Origin of the sequence: Psychrobacter sp. AOP7-B1-24 (assembly GCF_052376215.1) — a bacterium.
Lineage (GTDB): Bacteria > Pseudomonadota > Gammaproteobacteria > Pseudomonadales > Moraxellaceae > Psychrobacter.
In genome coordinates, this window is the sequence record NZ_JBQSVL010000001.1 from 75,857 (window position 1) to 93,369 (window position 17,513).

Below are 17,513 nucleotides of genomic sequence, written 5' to 3' on the forward strand. Positions count from 1 at the left end.
ATTTTATGACATAGTTTGTTTGTTCAATACTAGGTATTTAGGTAATGAATAACTATTATCACTTCAGCCACCTGATAATAACTTTATCATGATTTTTAAGATGTTTTGGTACTTTATTACTAGGGCTTGTCCTAGCACCGGAAAGCATGCATGACTGATATTTGTTCATCACAATATCGTCCGTATATAACCATGCACTATTCTAACATCTAAATTAACCAATATCTCTTAATGAGTGCTTACCGATAACGCTAATTATATAGTTTGCCTATGTATATATCATGATTTCTTACACACAGCCAACGTATTGTTAGCACAGCCTTACCTTTAGTAATTTATCATTTTCTCAGCTCTAGGCCCTGCCCTAAATCTGAGTATGAAATATCAAACCATCTCTAAACTATACGCATAAAAAACACCACCTAATCATTAGGTGGTGTTTTTTATGCAGTATCTGCAAAAAACCATGCAATTATAAACGATTAACCTGCTTGGTCAATCAACATATTACGTAGATGACCAATTGCTTTGGTAGGATTCAATCCTTTTGGACAAACTGACACACAGTTCATGATGCCACGGCAACGGAATAAACTGAATGGATCATCTAAACGAGCCAAACGAGCTTGAGTATCACCATCACGACTATCAGCCACGAAACGATAAGCATGCAATAGTGCTGATGGACCTAGGAATTTATCAGGATTCCACCAAAATGATGGGCAACTGGTTGAGCAGCAAGCACATAGGATACATTCGTATAAGCCGTTTAGTTTTTCACGCTGTTCAGGTGACTGTAAACGCTCTGTCGGCGGTGCTGGCTGATCATTGATTAAGTACGGATGTACTTTTTCATATTGCTCATAGAATTGGTTCATATCAACAACCAAATCACGAACCACTGGTAAACCTGGCAATGGACGAACCGTTACTTTTTCTGGCAAGGTATTCATGTTGATTAGACATGCTAAACCATTTTTGCCATTGATATTGACGCCGTCAGAACCACAAATACCTTCACGGCAAGAGCGACGGAAGGTAATGGTTTCATCTTCCTTCTTAAGGCGTAATAACACGTCGAGCAACATACGATCTGAGTCTAACAACTCAATCGTATAAGTTTGCATGCGTGGTGCTGCGTCCACATCAGGATCGTAGCGATAGATTTCGATGGTGCGAGTACCTCGGCTCATAATGCTAAACTCCACACATAGGTGATGGCGGGCATACATAGGTTGCAACATAATAACACTAGCTATCAATCTATAATGATATGTAATATCAAATATCGATTAATAGCCTAATAGCGCTGGCAGGTGCATGTAGCTAGCGGTCACCTTTTTAATAAGTTAATAAAGAATAAAACATTAACGCTGCTGCGTTATATCATACGTCATATCTAAAATTAATAGACACGGACCTTTGGCTCGATATAGTCAACGGTTAATGGTACTTTGCGGACTGGCTTATAAACAACACGATTGCCTTCAGAATACCACAAGGTATGCTTCATCCAGTCATGATCATTACGACCATTTGGCGCATAATCATCATCTTCTGGACGATCATAATCAGACACACTATGAGCACCGCGGCTTTCGTGGCGCATCGCTGCTGATATCATTGTTGCTTTTGCTACTTCATACAAGTTAGCGACTTCAAACGCCTCGATACGAGCGGTATTAAAGACTTGTGATTTATCAGCCAAATGAATTTGGTCGATTTTATCACCTAGCGCTAAAATCTTTTTAACGCCTTCGTCCATAATAGCTTGCGTACGGAATACGCTAGCATGTGTTTGCATTGTTGCACGAATCTCATCAGCCACTTCTTGCGCGTTATAACCTTCAGTAGATTGCTGCAACTTGTCTAGACGACGCATAGTGAAATCAAGCACACGTGGATCTAATGGTTTGTAGTTATGGTCTGCATGGTGGAACTCATCAACGATGTGCTTACCAGCAGCACGACCAAATACAACTAAATCAAGTAAAGAGTTAGTACCTAAACGGTTGGCACCGTGCACACTCACACAAGCACACTCACCGATTGCGTAAAGACCCTTAACGACATTGCCTTTCGTATACAAGCCTTCTTCATCAGTACCAGCTTCTAAGTCAGGTGTAACTACTTGACCATGAATCGTCGTTGGAATACCGCCCATCATGTAGTGAATAGTTGGAATAACTGGGATAGGCTCTTTAGTGATGTCTACGTTGGCGAAGTTTCTGCCAATTTCAAATACAGATGGTAGACGTTTCATGATGGTATCTACCCCTAAATGCGTCATATCCATGACGATATGGTCAGCATTAGGACCACAACCACGGCCTTCTTTGATTTCTTGGTCCATAGAGCGTGATACGAGATCACGTGGCGCCAAATCTTTTACAGTAGGTGCATAACGCTCCATAAAGGCTTCGCCATCTTTGTTACGTAAGATAGCCCCTTCACCACGGCAACCTTCAGTCAATAGTACACCTGCACCATGAACACCTGTTGGATGGAACTGCCAGAACTCCATATCTTGTAATGGAATACCTGCACGAACCGCCATGCCAATACCGTCGCCAGTATTAATATAAGCGTTGGTAGAAGCGGCAAAGATACGACCTGCACCACCTGTCGCTAGAACAGTAATCGGTGACTGGAATACAGCGATAGTACCTGTTTCTTGCTCAAGTGCGATAACACCATTGATGTTACCAGCTTCATCTTTGATCAAATCAAGCGCAATCCACTCAATGAAAAACTCAGTACCTTGCTCTAGGTTTTTTTGATACAAAGTATGTAGTAGCGCGTGACCTGTACGGTCAGCAGCAGCACATGCACGTTGAACGGCTTTTTCGCCATAATTCGACGTATGACCGCCAAATGGACGCTGATAAATCGTGCCATCTTCGTTACGGTCAAACGGCATACCCATGTGCTCAAGCTCATAAACGACTTTTGGCGCTTCACGGCACATGTACTCAATCGCGTCTTGGTCACCTAACCAATCTGACCCTTTGACGGTGTCATAAAAGTGAAAGTGCCAGTTATCGTTGCTCATGTTACCCAAGCTTGCACCAATACCGCCCTGAGCCGCAACAGTGTGCGAACGGGTTGGGAATACTTTGGTCAAGACTGCAACCTTCATACCTGCTTCAGCCAAATGTAGTGAAGCACGCATACCTGAGCCGCCCCCACCAACGATGACTGCATCGTAGTTTAGGGTCTTAATGTTACTAATGGTATTATCTTGTCTAGTTGCCATTACGGTTTTCCTAATGCCTGTTAATGCTTAGAATTAAATAAAAAAGCTGTATCAAGCATCATCTTATTACAGGGCTGAATGTCATATTTATTCAGCCATTAAATGCGATTACTTAATAGGATGACGCAAACAACTTTTGGCCACTTAATTTGCATATCTATCGTTATATTAGGCTAGTTTCTTTTACTTTCAAATTGATTGGCTGTCTTTAAATGACCGCTTAAGTCAGAAACTGCCCAATGCTATGACTATTATTGGCTATAACGGATGGCTTTTAAATCATTCAGCAGCCAATAGTGTTGCTGAGCACACCCGCTATTGTTATAGATAGTAAAGGTATAAATTATTGGGTTAAACGGCGACTACACCGAATCCACTACCCCAAAAAATCATGATACCCCAAAATAGAAAGACTAAAATAGCGATAATCATTAATGACTGTAGCACTAAACGTAAACTTGCTGCGCCTGAGCCTAATTTGCCAGTGGTAATATAGTCAGTAAATACTGTCCACATACCTACCCAAGCATGACCAGCCAATGCAAGTACAGCAACTAAGCTGAATAAACGCATAGGCAAGCTAGTCATAAATGATGACCACTCAAGATAAGTGACATCGCCATGGGTCAAAAAGAAGCCCAACAACACCACACTATAAACGGCTAAAACAACAGCGCTGATACGCTGGATAATCCAATCACGTGAGCCTGAGCCGGTCAGACCAGTAGCACTTTTTATTCCTGAATCATTTTTAATCATTAGAACATCACCCATACAAATGACGCGACAATTAGAATCGCTGCAATCACAAAACTGACCTTAGAAGCGGCACGGCCAGATTTTAGCTCTTCGTTCATGCCCATGTCAGCGAATAAGTGTTTGATGCCCATCACAAAGTGATAAGCAATCGCGGCAACAAATATCCATGCTAAAAAGCGCACGAGTACGTTGTCAAATACGGTCTCAAAACTCTCAGGCGATGCCAGTGAGTTCTGCAGGAGCCATAGCATGACGGGAATCAATAAAAATAAAATAATGCCAGATATACGATGCAAGATTGAAGCAATTGCGATCGGTGAGCGATTAACGCTAATCACTTGGCTTAAAGGCAGATCAATAGGTCGGTTGCTTTTCACAGCGGGCATCCTTTTTGCGGTTATACTCCTGTATCTGCTATCAATGCTTTATATAAATATTATATAAAGCAACGAGCAACACATGAGACGAATAAAGTAAGGAAGGGCTAGCTGACGTAGTTTAATTTGCGCTAAAGTTAGAAGGCGAATACGTCTTATACTATAATACGTTTTATACTATATAGACGATCCAACATAGCTCATTGAGCTAATGCATCCCCTCATCAATAAAATTTTTACTGACGTTCTGACAGTAAAGATGAGGCGTTTGATAAATCGATTAACTATTCTATTTTTACTGATTGCCATTAACAAAAAAAAGATAACGCCATTGTGTCATCTCTATAGTATCACTTTTGTTAAGATAAACTTTATTATTGGCTGTTTAAAGATAGAACAATTAACAAAAATATCCAAACGACAGGCTGGTTTTGGTCTATAAGCTGGTTATCCAATCGTAATAAAGCATGAGTAAAGCAAAACTTTACAGATTACTCAACTAAGATTATCGCTTAATCTGCGCAAAGCTAGTGCCAGTTAAATCCCTCTAATTATAAAATGCCTGAGCACTAATTACAAATTTATCCCCTAAATACTGATTATTAGTGACGAATTAACAAAAAGCTGGCTATTTGCAATATGAATTCATTAATATTACTCACTTCTTATACACCAAAAACTCAAACTCAATAGTCGTTCGTTCATACTCTGTCTGTTTTATAGTCAATAGACCTAATTTTTTTGGTCAGTAATCTTGCCAAAAACGCTTTAATATTATAATGTTAATGAGAATCATTGCTTTTTATAAAAAAGGGTTTTTGACACCAAATTACTTATTGGACATATTTTGATACAAAAATTACAGGGGATAAACGCGGCTAAACGGTACGAATGAGCAGTATTGATAGTAAAAGTCTTTTCAAATCACAGGGAATTACTGCTAATATACTCTGCGTATTAAATGAGTTAGATGTATTTTGAGCATTTGACTGACGATGACGCGAGGGTATGCGTCCGTAATAATTTTATTCTAACAAGCTAAAACAATGGAGAGCAATTTATGGCTGACAACAATGCCAAACTAACCGTCAATGATGACGAATACGAACTGCCTATTATTAAAGGTACTTTAGGGCGCCCAGTTATCGACATTGCTGCTCTACAAGGCTCAGAATTTTGGTCTTATGACCCTGGTTTTAAAGTAACTGCCCCTGTTGAATCAAAGATTACTTATATTGATGGTGGCAAAGGCGAGTTATTACACCGCGGCTACCCTATCGATCAGTTAGCAAACAATGCTGAATATCTAGAAGTTGCTTACGCCTTAATTCATGGCGACCTACCGAACGCTGAACAAAAAGCAGATTTTTTTGAAAAAATCCGTAAACATACAGGCGTTCACGATCAACTACGTAAGTTCTTTGAAGGTTTCCGCCGTGATGCGCATCCAATGGCTATTATGGTAGGTGTCGTTGGTGCCTTATCTGCGTTCTATCACGACAACTTAGACGTGAGCAACGAAGAGCACCGCGAAATCACAGCTATCCGTCTAATCGCTAAGATGCCAACGCTTGCCGCAATGAGTTATAAATACTCACAGGGCGAACCGTTTATGTATCCGCGTAACGACTTTAACTACGCTGAAAACTTCTTGTACATGATGTTTGCAACACCTGCGGATGTTGACTATCAAACCAACGATGTCATCACTCGCGCCATGGACAAGATCTTTACATTGCATGCTGACCACGAACAAAATGCGTCAACATCTACTGTACGTCTAGCAGGTTCTACTGGTGCAAACCCTTATGCTTGTATCGCTGCTGGTATCGCTGCTCTTTGGGGACCATCACATGGCGGCGCCAACGAAGCTGTTCTTGAGATGCTAGATGAAATCGGTACTGTTGAAAATGTACCTGCATTCATGGAAAAAGTGAAGAGCCGTGAAGTGAAGCTTATGGGCTTTGGCCATCGTGTCTACAAAAACTTTGATCCACGTGCACAGGTTATGAAAGAGACTTGTGATGAAGTATTAGGCGCGCTTGGTATCAACGATCCTAAGCTTGAACTAGCAATGGCGCTTGAAAAAATTGCATTAGAAGATCCGTTCTTCGTTGAGCGTAACCTATATCCAAACGTTGATTTTTACTCTGGCATTATCTTAAAAGCCATTGGTATTCCAACGTCAATGTTTACAGTGATCTTCTCACTAGCTCGTACTTCTGGTTGGATCAGCCATTGGTTAGAGATGCACAGCACTCCGTTCAAAATCGGTCGTCCACGTCAGTTATACACTGGTGAAACGCATCGTGACTTCGTTGAAGTTGCAGACCGTAAATAAGTAAAGGCCTCTTTATTGCATAAAAAATCCCGCCATCGTGCGGGATTTTTTATGCTTTAGGACTTTTCTGAATGGCTAGCAACTTTTATTTAAATGATTCTAATGTTTGCTCATATTTGGCAATTTGCTCATCATAGCCTTCAATCGTTTCGTTGAATTTGGTCATGAGTGTTTCAAACTCCTCTTGCTGATCAGCTTTCATCTGCTGCATATCAATGACCTGCTGGGCCTCTATCTGTTCCCACACCTGATGCTGAATGATCAGACGTGCCAACGCAGGACTCTTTGCACTGACTCGCCCCGCAATTTCTGCGCTTTCAAACAACTGTGGCACCAATGTCGCAATATTGATGAGTGTATTCACATCTTCTGCGTTCAGTGATGTGGTCACAGGTTGGTAAAGCGTATCCATCGCTTGTTGATAGCTTTCAATGATTTGCTCTTCTGTTAGCAATACAGGCTTGCGCGGTTCGAGACTGATACGCTTTAAAACCGTTAAGTCACGCTCACCCACCTCGGTACTGGTATTAATATCAGCAAGCGGCGCAGTCTCGCTATCTCCTACAGTAGAATCTACCGACTTAGTAGGTGTTGTCTCTACTATATCTACACTGGCCACTTTATTTTTACTATCATCAACGGTATCGTTGGCCTTAGCAGAACTGGTGTCAGGATTTAGTAGCGAGTCTGGATTTTCTGAGGCATCAGCCGCTTGTAATGACTCATACTCCGCCTGTAAGCGGCGCTGTAACCCCTGCATTTGTGTCACGTAAATGGGCTGATATTGCGCTATTCTGGCAGCAGCTGACTCACTCTGCGGCATGGGTTCATTGTCTTTGGCATTTTCCTGTGCACTGGTCTGACCGTCCTCCAATATAGGCTGAGTTTCCGACTGCTGCTGACAACCTGCCAAAAACAGCATTCCCGTTAGTGTCGCCATAAGTAAAGTCGTAGGAGGGCGAGCATTAATAGCAAGCTTTGCTGGAAAAAAATTGATCATGAGATGAGACATCCTTATTGGCGCAAAATATTAAAAGCTAAACTATTAATGAACTATCGGTACGAGGTTTTTGTGCGATAGGGTTTACGGTCAAAAATGGAATACAGGCTTCTAATGCTTGGCAGTCCTGTTTACGCTGATGACGAATAAAATAATCCTGCACCATACGCGCCTGCTGTTCGATACCATACTTAAAAAAAGGCTTGCCTATCTCAAGTACATAATCATAACGACGATCAATAAGCGCTCCACGCACTACTTTTATACCTTGCTGTAACTGCCATACATGGGTTAACTCGTGTATCAACCAGCTTTGCTTACCCAATGAAGCCTTGCTAAAATCCGTAATCCAATCTGCTGGATGAAAATAAATATTGCCATTGGGACTGACGGCATAGTTCTTTAGTACCCACCACGCGGTCTTAAGCTGAACCTCATCGAGATTGATACTGTTACCAAAAACCGAACGGGCCAGTGCTACCTCTCTAACGGTCAATAGACGTGAAGACTGTTTTGCACTGCTAGCTAAATATCGATTTGAAAAACGCTTAAATATCGATTGAGACATCATTAATCTAATACCTTATGCTTGATAGGCTATTTCTAATAAATTATGCTTGATGAACAGTATTTATTAATTCTGCTCATCAATGTGGCTAAGCTGTTAATAGGGATAAACTCTAAAAACCAAAGCGTTTGGGACATAAGCTGTACACTTAGCGAGCTTTCATTAACATTAGCCTATGATAGCTTGTAGCGTGCACGATACGTGCCAAATATCATTTTCCAAACCGCTAGCATCTTGAAAAACCGATCGTTATATAGTCATTCAAACATTCCTTTGTAATAGAGAGCCTTATGCCACCTAACTTTCACGCCGACACACCACTTGCCCAGCGCATGCGTCCTAGTCGCCTTACTGCTATTATTGGTCAAGAGCATTTACTAGCGGTAGGGGCACCATTACGATGTTTGGTCGAACAAGGACATCTGCCATCGATTATTTTGCATGGCGAAGCAGGTATTGGTAAAACTACTATTGCCATGCTATTGGCGAATGCTGTAGGTAGACCTTTTCATGCATTATCTGCGCTAAATACTGGTGTTAAACAGTTACGTGAGGTATTAGATAACAAAGACTCGCTCGGCTTTGAGTCTCCTGTAGTATTTATTGATGAAATTCATCGTTTTAATAAAGCTCAACAAGATGCATTGCTAGGTGCCGTAGAGGCCGGTGACATCACCTTGATTGGCGCTACCACTGAAAACCCCTCGTTCAGTGTCAATAATGCGCTGTTATCACGTTGCCAAGTGTATCGTTTGGAACCACTGACACCAGAGCAAATAAGTGCGGTATTACAGCGGGCTATTTCAGAAGATACTATCCTTAAAGAACTAACGATTGATTTGCGGGCACAAGATACGATCAGCCAACTGGCACATGGTGATGCTCGAAAGGCATTAAACTTATTAGAGCTTGCCACTCAAACAGCGGATACCAATCAGTCAACCGTCATCATCGATGATGAGTTGGTCGCTCGTGTCGCTCAGACCGCGCTAGTACGCTACGACAAAGATGGCGAGCAACATTACGATATCGTCTCAGCGATGATAAAATCTATACGCGGCTCAGATCCAGATGCTGCCTTATACTGGATGGCGCGGATGCTGGTAGGTGGCGAGCCTGCTGACTTTATCGCACGCCGCTTAGTTATTTTGGCCAGTGAAGATATCGGTAATGCCAATCCTAATGCCCTCCTCCTTGCTGATGCAGCATTGCGCAGTGTGCAATCAATTGGTATGCCAGAATCACGTATTATATTGGGCCAAGTGGTGGTTTATCTGGCAACCAGTGCCAAAAGCAATAGCACTTATAAAGCTATCAATGCAGCGATGGCGTTGGCAGAAAATGATTCCTCTCCTGTGCCGCTCCATCTACGCAATGGTGTGACCAAGCTGATGCGTAATCAAGGCTATGGTCAAGATTACGTCTATCCCCATGACTATCCCCATCATTATTATCCGCAATCTTATTTGCCAGAGAAATTAATGGGCACAAGCTTTTACGAGTTTGCAGACAATCAGCGAGAACAACATAGCAAACAATTTATGGATTGGCTAAAAAGCCAAGCAGCAAGTAATGACTAACCACGTATAGACGTGCCATCTTATTATGTAACGTGCTCTTTAATGCCTGAATAGTAGTGATTATTGATAATACTTATGACTATTTTTGATAGACTGAACGATATAGTGGGAAGATGCCTCAGCACGTTGTGATGAAAAGCGTTAAAATAACCTCATAATGAACTATACAAGCAATTAAGTGAGTCACCTTTATATCAAATGATATTGCTTATAGCGCGCTTTGCTTGACCGTAATAGCGCTTTGCTTGACCGTAACAGCGCTTTGTATTATCTACTGCTCTAATAGATAGATAATGCTTTAGATTCCAAATCACACCTATCTATAAATAATAAAATATTGAGATTTACTATGAGTTTAAATACGATTCCTGAGATTATCGAAGATATTCGTGCTGGAAAAATGGTCATCTTGATGGATGATGAAGACCGCGAAAATGAAGGCGATATCATCATGGCAGCGACCCATGTTCGTCCTGAAGATATCAACTTTATGATTACCCATGCGCGTGGCTTAGTTTGCTTAACCTTATCACAAGCACGTTGCCAACAGTTGGCACTGCCATTGATGTCAGATCGCAATGAAGCAAAATTTAGCACCAACTTTACCGTCTCAATTGAGGCCGCAGAAGGTGTTACCACAGGTATTTCGGCAGGTGACCGTGCTCGTACGGTTCAAGCGGCTGTTTCTTCTTCAGCAAAACCTGAAGACATCGTCCAACCTGGTCATATCTTTCCAATCATGGCACAAAATGGTGGCGTTCTGCATCGTGCTGGCCACACAGAAGCAGGTTGTGACTTGGCACGATTGGCAGGTCTTGAACCAGCAGCAGTTATTGTAGAAATTATCAATGCCGACGGTACGATGGCACGCCGTGACGATCTAGAAGTATTTGCAAAAGAACACGACATCAAAATAGGTACAATTGCTGAACTCATCAACTACCGTATCGCAAATGAACAAACCGTAGAAGAAGTAGAATCATATCCGTTTGAAACTGAGCACGGTACTTTTACCTTGCATCGTTTCCGTGAGTTTGGTGCTGAAGAGACACATTTAGCGTTGGTAAAAGGCGATGTCAGCGAAGGCGTCAGCACCGTACGTGTTCATGGCTTCCATCCATTGCGTGATTTATTCGCCGCTAAAAATGACATGACTGGTCGTAGTGGCTGGAGCGTACAGTCGGCACTAAAAGAGATTAATGCATCAGAGCGCGGTGTGTTAGTTTGGATTGGTAACAATCAACCCGTTGATCTCGGCGATGCATTAGATAAAGCTGCAGACAATGAGTCGCAATCTACCATCACGCAACAACCATACCGTAGTATCGGTGTTGGCGCTCAGATACTGCGTCATTTAGGTGTTCGTGACATGCGTCTATTGTCATCACCAATGAAGTTTTTTGCATTATCAGGTTTTGATTTAAATGTGGTTGATTTTGTTCATGCGCCGCAGCAAGACTAATATGTGTTTGCATCATTGATGCAAGCATTTAAGCTTAAATAAAAAGGCATGCTACTCTAGCGTTAGCATGCCTTTTTCGTATTCGATGATTTTATTTATTATTTCAACTCATGTACTTATACAGAGCAATATTTTAATGCTTTTAAGTCTCAGGTGTATGGCCCACCTTTTCTTCTAAGGCTAATAGCCGCGCACGCTCCTCGGCTGTCCATGGCAACTTATCCTTTCCATTACTATCTAGACGTACCACAACTGCTTCAGCAATGGCAACGATTGCCTGTTGGGCTGTGCTGTAATAGCTGTATTCCATTACAATACTGGTTCTACCCAAGCGCTGACAACGTACGCCTAAGAGCAAAGTATCTGGATAAGTCACTGGACGCAAGTATTGACAGCTAGACTGAGCTAATACTGTGACCATACTGCCGTCAAACATGCCCAATGCCTGTAAATAAGCAATACGTGCTGACTCAGAGTAACGATAATAAGTGACATTATTTAAATGATTAAAGGCATCCATTTCACCCCAATGAATGGGCTGATGATGAATAATCGAATAATGTGCCAACTCAGCAGGGATGTTTTCTGCTCGCTTACTGACTGTTGATGGCACTGTTTCTTTAGTATTGGTCATAATAGCTCACTTTTAATTCTATATTATTAGCCATACATCTTTTTAAAAGGACACAACGCCTATCGGTGCTAAGGGTTGTCCAAAACTTGCGTGGTCAATAATGGTGTTGGTTTCGGTGCTTTGGCAATCAATTGATCCAACCAGTCTAAAACTTCTGAAATATCCGTAGGAGCTGATTTGGTTTGTAAATCATTTTCGTTAGGTGTTTTTATTGTATCTATTGACCCTTGCACGGCTGAAGTTTGTGCGGCTGGTTTTCTAGGAACTAAAAACTGCAACTGCGTTCGCGCTTGCGTCAAATAACTTATAAGTTGATCATGCTCACGCATATTGCTGGCTTGAGTCGCTAAATTCAGGGTCATAATCACTTCATGAATCGTAAGCTGCGTACGCGTGAGACCTATATTATTATCGGTAATCTTCGTCTGCATGGAGGTATTAGATACACGTTCACGGCTTTGCAAAAAATCTTGAATATTTTGGATGGCTAAGTTTTGTAGCTGCCAAGGGTTGGGTTGAGCACTGCTTGCCTGTAAACGCTCGATATCTTTCATCAAGTTTTGCTTGATAACGATGGTCAATGCTGGCGCAATTTCATTACTGCTTTGTGAGAGCTGCCAATGTAGACCTCGCAATAACTCAATTGCGGCACTATCGTTACTATCTACCAATAGTCTATCAACAGCTCGGAGTTGAATACGTAGTAAATCCAACTGATTTTGAGCTTGGTTGCTACCGTTGTTACTAACCTCTGGCAACGTCTGCTGACTCATCGAAAATAAGCGATCATCCATCTCATTTAGACGGCTAACGATTTGCTCATTGCTTTGTAGGCGCTCATTAATGTTCTGCTGAAAACGCTGTTGACTGATATATAACCAAAATGATGCAGCGATAAGCAACAAAATCAGCAGCCATTGTAATCGTACCAACAACATGTTCGCTTGTTGTCGCTGTTGAGTGGCGGAGGGTTCATCAGGTAACGATTGAGGATTAAATGACATCAGGCAGTGCCTTTATTGATAAATTCAAATACATTTGAAGCAAATAAATATAAAATGTTGTTGTTAAGCCGTGATCTTCTTTTAAAGATAGTGATAAATGACAGCCAAAGCAGATAAACAGTGTCGATAATATTGCAATATTAACCAACTATTTGAAAAAATTCGCAATTTAGGTCACCATTAAGTAAATTGAGGCTGCACCTTGATAGCAGCGAGAATAGTTTCTGGCGCCAAGTTTTCCACACGCCAATAGCTTAATTGTTGTGCTGCGACCATATTGGCTAAGCGCTCACCTAATACGACATACTCAAAGTCTGATAGCTCTAGCGTGATCGCTTCGTCGCGAGCATCTTGCACAATACCGGTCCAATGCTCAAAAGCAGCGCCACTGCTAATCACAACGATTGGCTTGGGCGGCTCCGATAGAGCTATGTTTTGACTTGAACAATATGTCGAAAATTCTTGTAACCACTGCTGATACTGTCTGCTTGCCTCAACAGGCATCTTGCGCTCATACCAAGCGATACTATCGATATGCACACCACGCGCTTGTAACGTATCCACCAATAGTCGTCGTCCACCGAGTCCACGCCATATCAACAGTTTATCACCTGCTTGTAAACGATCAATCTCAGGCATCGCTAACATACCTTCATTATTGGCAACGCTAGGCTGTAACACCTGATAATTTGATGCACGAATATTGGTATCATTTAATACAGTCGCAGTTGCTTCACCGACAGCAATCAAATGGCTTGGCGCTCTTAAATCCTGAAGCTCTGCCTCTTTGCGCTCATCTCCACTCTCCTGAGATTGCTGAACATGGTATTCACATTCAAGTGCTTGCCAAACCGCTAGGCCCGAAGCTGCCGCAGTTGGACTGACAATCACCAATGCCTGATACTCACCTGCTAGCCATTGCCGCATCCGTACCATATCATGGTCAGTTATCGGCCGTGACTGTAGCGCCAACATTGGTATCTCAATCACACTAAATCCTGCCGTCTTTAGGTGCTCCGTCAGCGCTGCCGCACGCTCTACTGGCCGCGTATTGATGATTATTTGCGGTAGCGATGACTTGTTATACGGTTGAGTATTAGAGGTGGGATTGGCGTGATTTAACATTGATGACATAGACGTACCATGGCAAACGGTGAAGAAGTTTACCTGACTATAGTTTCACCATTATTGATGCTGAAACTATAGTGAAGGTAATAAAATATTGACGTGTTATTCAGGGTGATAAATCGCTGACAAAATGTCACCAGCTCCATCAGCAAGCAATAGCTTTGCAACATCAATACCCAGTTGATTGGCTTGTGTTTCTTGTGCTTCTTGGCTGCCGACTAATGTGACCCGTTTTTCTGCTCTTAACAGTTCACTACCATCTGCTTGACCTACTCGACCACGTAGCCACAATACATTACCATCGTCATTATTGCCATCATCACCGTTGTCATCGTTGTTAGCATCGGTTTCATCAGCCATCTGTAAAACAGCGTAAGCTGCAATCGGAACTTGGCAACCACCTTCTAGGTGACGGTTTAACGCACGCTCAGCGATGAGGCGAATACGGGCTTTGTCATCATTCAACGGTGCAAGTAGTTTAAGTACCTCTTCATCGCCTTCACGACACTCAATCGCCAGCGCGCCTTGGCCAACTGCAGGTAAGCAAGCATCAATCTCAAGCTCCCCGCGTATGCGCTCGTTCAACTCAATACGCTGCAAGCCACTGGTCGCGAGTATAATAGCATCATACTCACCAGCATCTAGTTTACCCAGGCGAGTACCCACGTTACCGCGTAAGGTTTTGATCTGCAAATCTGGGCGATAAGCTTTAATTTGACACTGACGACGCAAACTTGATGTACCAACAATAGCACCTTGTGGTAACTCATCAATATTATGATAAGTGTTAGAAACAAAAGCGTCCGTTGGTGAGGCTCGTTTACAATAAACCCCGAGTGTCAAGCCTTCAGGAAGTTGCATCGGTACGTCTTTTAATGAATGTACAGCAATATCGGCTTGTTTATTATACAGTGCTTGCTCAAGCTCTTTAACAAACAAACCTTTGCCACCAATTTTGGCCAATGGTGTATCCAAAATTTTATCACCTTTAGTGACAATTTTTAGCAAGTTAACAGTCAAATTAGGATACATCTCTAATAGACGATCACGAATATGCTCAGCCTGCCATAGTGCTAAAGGGCTCTGACGTGTGGCAATATTTAATGTGGTCAATGCAGGTTTCTGTGAATTGCTCATAAAAGGCCTCAATAAGTTAGATACTATAATCTTGGTGCTGTTTATATTAGTTCCAACCATGTCGGTGCTAAACCCTACTGCAGATTTCCTACCAAAGATGAACGGTATAAACCAGTTATAGTAATTGCTGACGCAAAAAAACACCCCTATTTAAGCATAAATAAGGGTTTGATGATATGGTGTGATTAAGCTGTGTTCTCAATTCGATCAATAGTGATCTAAATAGCCTAAAATAGCTAAGGTTTGCCATTAGCGCCAAGTGGTTTGATTTACATAGGTTTCATCTCTGTACCAGTCCAACTTGCGATTTTACTTTTTTATAAATTACATACTTTGAATCTTGTCACGTAACGCTGGCAAGTGACGACGGCTCACTGCCAATGTTTCATCGATACCTTTAAAGCGTATCTGATACTGCCCCGCATCCAAGGTTTCTAAGTAGTCTAAATAGCTAAGGTTGATAATGGCATTACGATGCACCCGAAATAAACGATCTTCAAACTCTTGTTCCAGCTCTTTGAGTGTCTCATCAATAAGTACAATACCGCCCTTGTGGCGTACTTTGACATACTTTTGGTCAGCAGTAAAATAATAAATATCTTTGATTTTGATCAGTTCAACGCCTCGGTGGGTACGAGCAGCGATATGCTCACGTACTGGCCGCGTAGTTGGGTCTTCGAGCTTACGAATTTCATTCAATTGGGCCGCATTTAGATTTTTTGCTTTGTCGAGCGCCTCTATCAACTCGTCTTTATTGGCTGGTTTCAATAAACAACCAATAGCATTGGCCTTTAGCGCTGCAATCGCATAATGATCATAAGCGGTGACGAATATAATCGCTGGCGGATGTTCAAGTCTCGCAAGCTCTTGCGCGCAGCGAACTCCATCCATCTCAGGCATACGAATATCTAACAATATAATATCAGGCTGCTCAGTTTTGACGGCGATAATGGCTTCCGTACCTGTTGTTGCTTGAGCAACCACCTGATGACCTGATTCTTTTACAATGCGGACCAAACGCTCACGTGCTAGTGGCTCATCATCACAAACTACAATACGCATTTAAACTCCCATCTTGAGACAAACTGGATATTTTAATAGATGTCACATACATATTATCATTCATCGTCACTTACCTAGCATTATTATATTAAATACAGTTATAAATAAAAGAAATTAACTCTACAATAATCGATAAAATGTGGATGATAACAGATCTGGTCTACTGTTATTACTTTACATCGTACTCGTTATGTTTAATCACCAATGGTTAAACATAATGAATCTTTGCCTTATATAAATACAAGTTAAAACAATAATATAGACATTAAGTATAATGCAATAAGTATGCCAAGCCTTATTCACTAAAAGATATAGAGCTAAAACAAGTCATAAAAAATATCATAAGCTGACATCTTGGAGAGGATAGTCAATGATAGTAATAATTTGAGTATTGGTAACGGTACTTTTAATATCAGCGCTTTGACCAAAGTAAGAACGTAAACGCTCAGCTTGAATGTAAAAATTCATGTTTTGGCGTAAATCATGGTTAATAATCAGCGTTTTTTTGGGTAAGTCAACACTTATCACAATTGCTACTCGATGCATCTCCCACGTTACGTTAATCTTGATATAAACAACTTCGGTCGTCAGCTCAACCACATTTAGTAGCATGCGCTCCAATATGCTTTGTAAGGTTAGGGCCGTGACGACCATATCATACATAATATCTTCGTCAGGCAGGTGCCAGCTCACTTCAAGCTTATCTGCCAAACGGCTCGACTCGATCGCCAAATAATGCTCACAAAGAGCTATCTCTTCTTCGAAGCTAATCTCTCTTGCGCCATTAAAGCTAGCACGAAATAGTGCAGAAACGTTCTGTAATAAAGCGGAAGCTCGTGGAGGATTGGATTCGATAAGTGACACAAGCGTATTAATGGTATTAAAGAAAAAATGCGGGGACAGACGCGCTTTAATCACATCATTTTGGGCACTTAATTTTTGTTCGAATGACTGTTTTAGGGCATTCACCTCACGATAGCGACGTAAAAAATACAGTAAAAATACTAGGGTAAAGCCACCGCCAATCAAGGTATCAAACACGATGGCTAAAATAAATGTTTGACTATTATATTCAGACCAACCCATATTAATCGTAATGAGCTGAACCAAAGCTATTGAAATAGCACTAGCCGTCATAAGCAAGGCCACGACATACAGACTGACTTTAGGTATATTCATGCTTTTGAAGACTGGTCGCAGATAAT

15 protein-coding genes are annotated in these 17,513 nt (G+C 41.6%); 3 read left to right on the forward strand and 12 right to left on the reverse strand.

The genetic code is table 11. The annotated features are described in order from the left end of the window. Window positions 1-482 precede the first annotated feature (482 nt). From ACT3QP_RS00315 to sdhC, 4 genes are all read right to left on the reverse strand, one after another. The gene (locus ACT3QP_RS00315) at window positions 483-1,193 is read right to left on the reverse strand and encodes a succinate dehydrogenase iron-sulfur subunit (protein ID WP_192991730.1); all 711 of its coding nucleotides are present in this window, start codon (window positions 1,191-1,193) and stop codon (window positions 483-485) included. Between the two features lie 212 nt (window positions 1,194-1,405). Continuing rightward, window positions 1,406-3,256: a succinate dehydrogenase flavoprotein subunit gene (gene sdhA, locus ACT3QP_RS00320; protein ID WP_192518378.1), complete on the reverse strand. Its 1,851-nt coding sequence runs from the start codon at window positions 3,254-3,256 to the stop codon at window positions 1,406-1,408. Window positions 3,257-3,607: 351 nt separating this feature from the next. After that, a complete protein-coding gene (gene sdhD, locus ACT3QP_RS00325; RefSeq protein ID WP_318779507.1) occupies window positions 3,608-4,012 on the reverse strand; it encodes a succinate dehydrogenase, hydrophobic membrane anchor protein in 405 nt (134 codons plus the stop codon). A 2-nt stretch (window positions 4,013-4,014) separates the two neighbouring features. Then, a complete protein-coding gene (sdhC, locus tag ACT3QP_RS00330) occupies window positions 4,015-4,401 on the reverse strand; it encodes a succinate dehydrogenase, cytochrome b556 subunit (protein WP_075101402.1) in 387 nt (128 codons plus the stop codon). A gap of 1,051 nt (window positions 4,402-5,452) precedes the next feature. Between sdhC and gltA the strand changes: the two genes are divergently transcribed. After that, window positions 5,453-6,733, forward strand: a complete 1,281-nt coding sequence (gltA, locus tag ACT3QP_RS00335; RefSeq protein ID WP_192518376.1) for a citrate synthase — start codon at window positions 5,453-5,455, stop codon at window positions 6,731-6,733. An 85-nt stretch (window positions 6,734-6,818) separates the two neighbouring features. On the opposite strand, the gene ACT3QP_RS00340 is transcribed toward gltA, so the two are convergent. After that, on the reverse strand, window positions 6,819-7,733 hold the full coding sequence (locus ACT3QP_RS00340) for a hypothetical protein (protein ID WP_192518375.1): 915 nt from the start codon (window positions 7,731-7,733) through the stop codon (window positions 6,819-6,821). A 37-nt stretch (window positions 7,734-7,770) separates the two neighbouring features. Then, the gene (locus tag ACT3QP_RS00345) at window positions 7,771-8,301 is read right to left on the reverse strand and encodes a type IV secretion protein Rhs (RefSeq protein ID WP_444518441.1); all 531 of its coding nucleotides are present in this window, start codon (window positions 8,299-8,301) and stop codon (window positions 7,771-7,773) included. Between the two features lie 290 nt (window positions 8,302-8,591). Between ACT3QP_RS00345 and ACT3QP_RS00350 the strand changes: the two genes are divergently transcribed. Together ACT3QP_RS00350 and ribBA are read left to right on the forward strand one after the other, a co-directional pair. Further along, the gene (locus tag ACT3QP_RS00350) at window positions 8,592-9,881 is read left to right on the forward strand and encodes a replication-associated recombination protein A (RefSeq protein ID WP_192518374.1); all 1,290 of its coding nucleotides are present in this window, start codon (window positions 8,592-8,594) and stop codon (window positions 9,879-9,881) included. A 349-nt stretch (window positions 9,882-10,230) separates the two neighbouring features. Beyond that, window positions 10,231-11,343, forward strand: coding sequence for a bifunctional 3,4-dihydroxy-2-butanone-4-phosphate synthase/GTP cyclohydrolase II (ribBA, locus tag ACT3QP_RS00355; RefSeq protein ID WP_192518373.1), 1,113 nt, complete (start codon window positions 10,231-10,233; stop codon window positions 11,341-11,343). A gap of 142 nt (window positions 11,344-11,485) precedes the next feature. Here ribBA and ACT3QP_RS00360 read toward each other — a convergent pair whose 3' ends face one another. The 6 genes from ACT3QP_RS00360 to ACT3QP_RS00385 all read right to left on the reverse strand — a co-directional run bounded on the left by ACT3QP_RS00360 (window position 11,486) and on the right by ACT3QP_RS00385 (window position 17,487). Then, window positions 11,486-11,977 carry an acyl-CoA thioesterase gene (locus ACT3QP_RS00360; protein WP_442440032.1) on the reverse strand — a complete coding sequence of 164 codons (492 nt, stop codon included), beginning with the start codon at window positions 11,975-11,977 and terminating at the stop codon, window positions 11,486-11,488. 68 nt (window positions 11,978-12,045) lie between these two features. Next, entirely contained in the window at window positions 12,046-12,981 is a 936-nt protein-coding gene (locus ACT3QP_RS00365; protein WP_192518371.1) for a hypothetical protein, read from the reverse strand. Window positions 12,982-13,161: 180 nt separating this feature from the next. After that, a complete protein-coding gene (locus ACT3QP_RS00370) occupies window positions 13,162-14,115 on the reverse strand; it encodes a uroporphyrinogen-III synthase (RefSeq protein WP_225739069.1) in 954 nt (317 codons plus the stop codon). Window positions 14,116-14,211: 96 nt separating this feature from the next. Next, the gene (gene hemC, locus ACT3QP_RS00375) at window positions 14,212-15,246 is read right to left on the reverse strand and encodes a hydroxymethylbilane synthase (RefSeq protein ID WP_192518370.1); all 1,035 of its coding nucleotides are present in this window, start codon (window positions 15,244-15,246) and stop codon (window positions 14,212-14,214) included. 324 nt (window positions 15,247-15,570) lie between these two features. Next, on the reverse strand, window positions 15,571-16,308 hold the full coding sequence (locus ACT3QP_RS00380; RefSeq protein WP_444524031.1) for a LytR/AlgR family response regulator transcription factor: 738 nt from the start codon (window positions 16,306-16,308) through the stop codon (window positions 15,571-15,573). A gap of 339 nt (window positions 16,309-16,647) precedes the next feature. Beyond that, window positions 16,648-17,487, reverse strand: a complete 840-nt coding sequence (locus tag ACT3QP_RS00385; RefSeq protein WP_225739066.1) for a histidine kinase — start codon at window positions 17,485-17,487, stop codon at window positions 16,648-16,650. Window positions 17,488-17,513 lie beyond the last annotated feature (26 nt).

Excerpts from the sequence above, each read along its gene's own strand:
- ACT3QP_RS00315 (WP_192991730.1), bottom strand. The coding sequence starts at position 1,193 with ATGAGCCGAGGTACTCGCACCATCGAAATCTATCGCTACGATCCTGAT.
- sdhA (WP_192518378.1), bottom strand. The coding sequence starts at position 3,256 with ATGGCAACTAGACAAGATAATACCATTAGTAACATTAAGACCCTAAAC.
- sdhC (WP_075101402.1), bottom strand. The coding sequence starts at position 4,401 with ATGCCCGCTGTGAAAAGCAACCGACCTATTGATCTGCCTTTAAGCCAA.
- gltA (WP_192518376.1), top strand. The coding sequence starts at position 5,453 with ATGGCTGACAACAATGCCAAACTAACCGTCAATGATGACGAATACGAA.
- ACT3QP_RS00340 (WP_192518375.1), bottom strand. The coding sequence starts at position 7,733 with ATGATCAATTTTTTTCCAGCAAAGCTTGCTATTAATGCTCGCCCTCCT.
- ACT3QP_RS00345 (WP_444518441.1), bottom strand. The coding sequence starts at position 8,301 with ATGTCTCAATCGATATTTAAGCGTTTTTCAAATCGATATTTAGCTAGC.
- ACT3QP_RS00350 (WP_192518374.1), top strand. The coding sequence starts at position 8,592 with ATGCCACCTAACTTTCACGCCGACACACCACTTGCCCAGCGCATGCGT.
- ribBA (WP_192518373.1), top strand. The coding sequence starts at position 10,231 with ATGAGTTTAAATACGATTCCTGAGATTATCGAAGATATTCGTGCTGGA.
- ACT3QP_RS00360 (WP_442440032.1), bottom strand. The coding sequence starts at position 11,977 with ATGACCAATACTAAAGAAACAGTGCCATCAACAGTCAGTAAGCGAGCA.
- ACT3QP_RS00365 (WP_192518371.1), bottom strand. The coding sequence starts at position 12,981 with ATGTCATTTAATCCTCAATCGTTACCTGATGAACCCTCCGCCACTCAA.
- ACT3QP_RS00370 (WP_225739069.1), bottom strand. The coding sequence starts at position 14,115 with ATGTCATCAATGTTAAATCACGCCAATCCCACCTCTAATACTCAACCG.
- hemC (WP_192518370.1), bottom strand. The coding sequence starts at position 15,246 with ATGAGCAATTCACAGAAACCTGCATTGACCACATTAAATATTGCCACA.
- ACT3QP_RS00380 (WP_444524031.1), bottom strand. The coding sequence starts at position 16,308 with ATGCGTATTGTAGTTTGTGATGATGAGCCACTAGCACGTGAGCGTTTG.
- ACT3QP_RS00385 (WP_225739066.1), bottom strand. The coding sequence starts at position 17,487 with ATGAATATACCTAAAGTCAGTCTGTATGTCGTGGCCTTGCTTATGACG.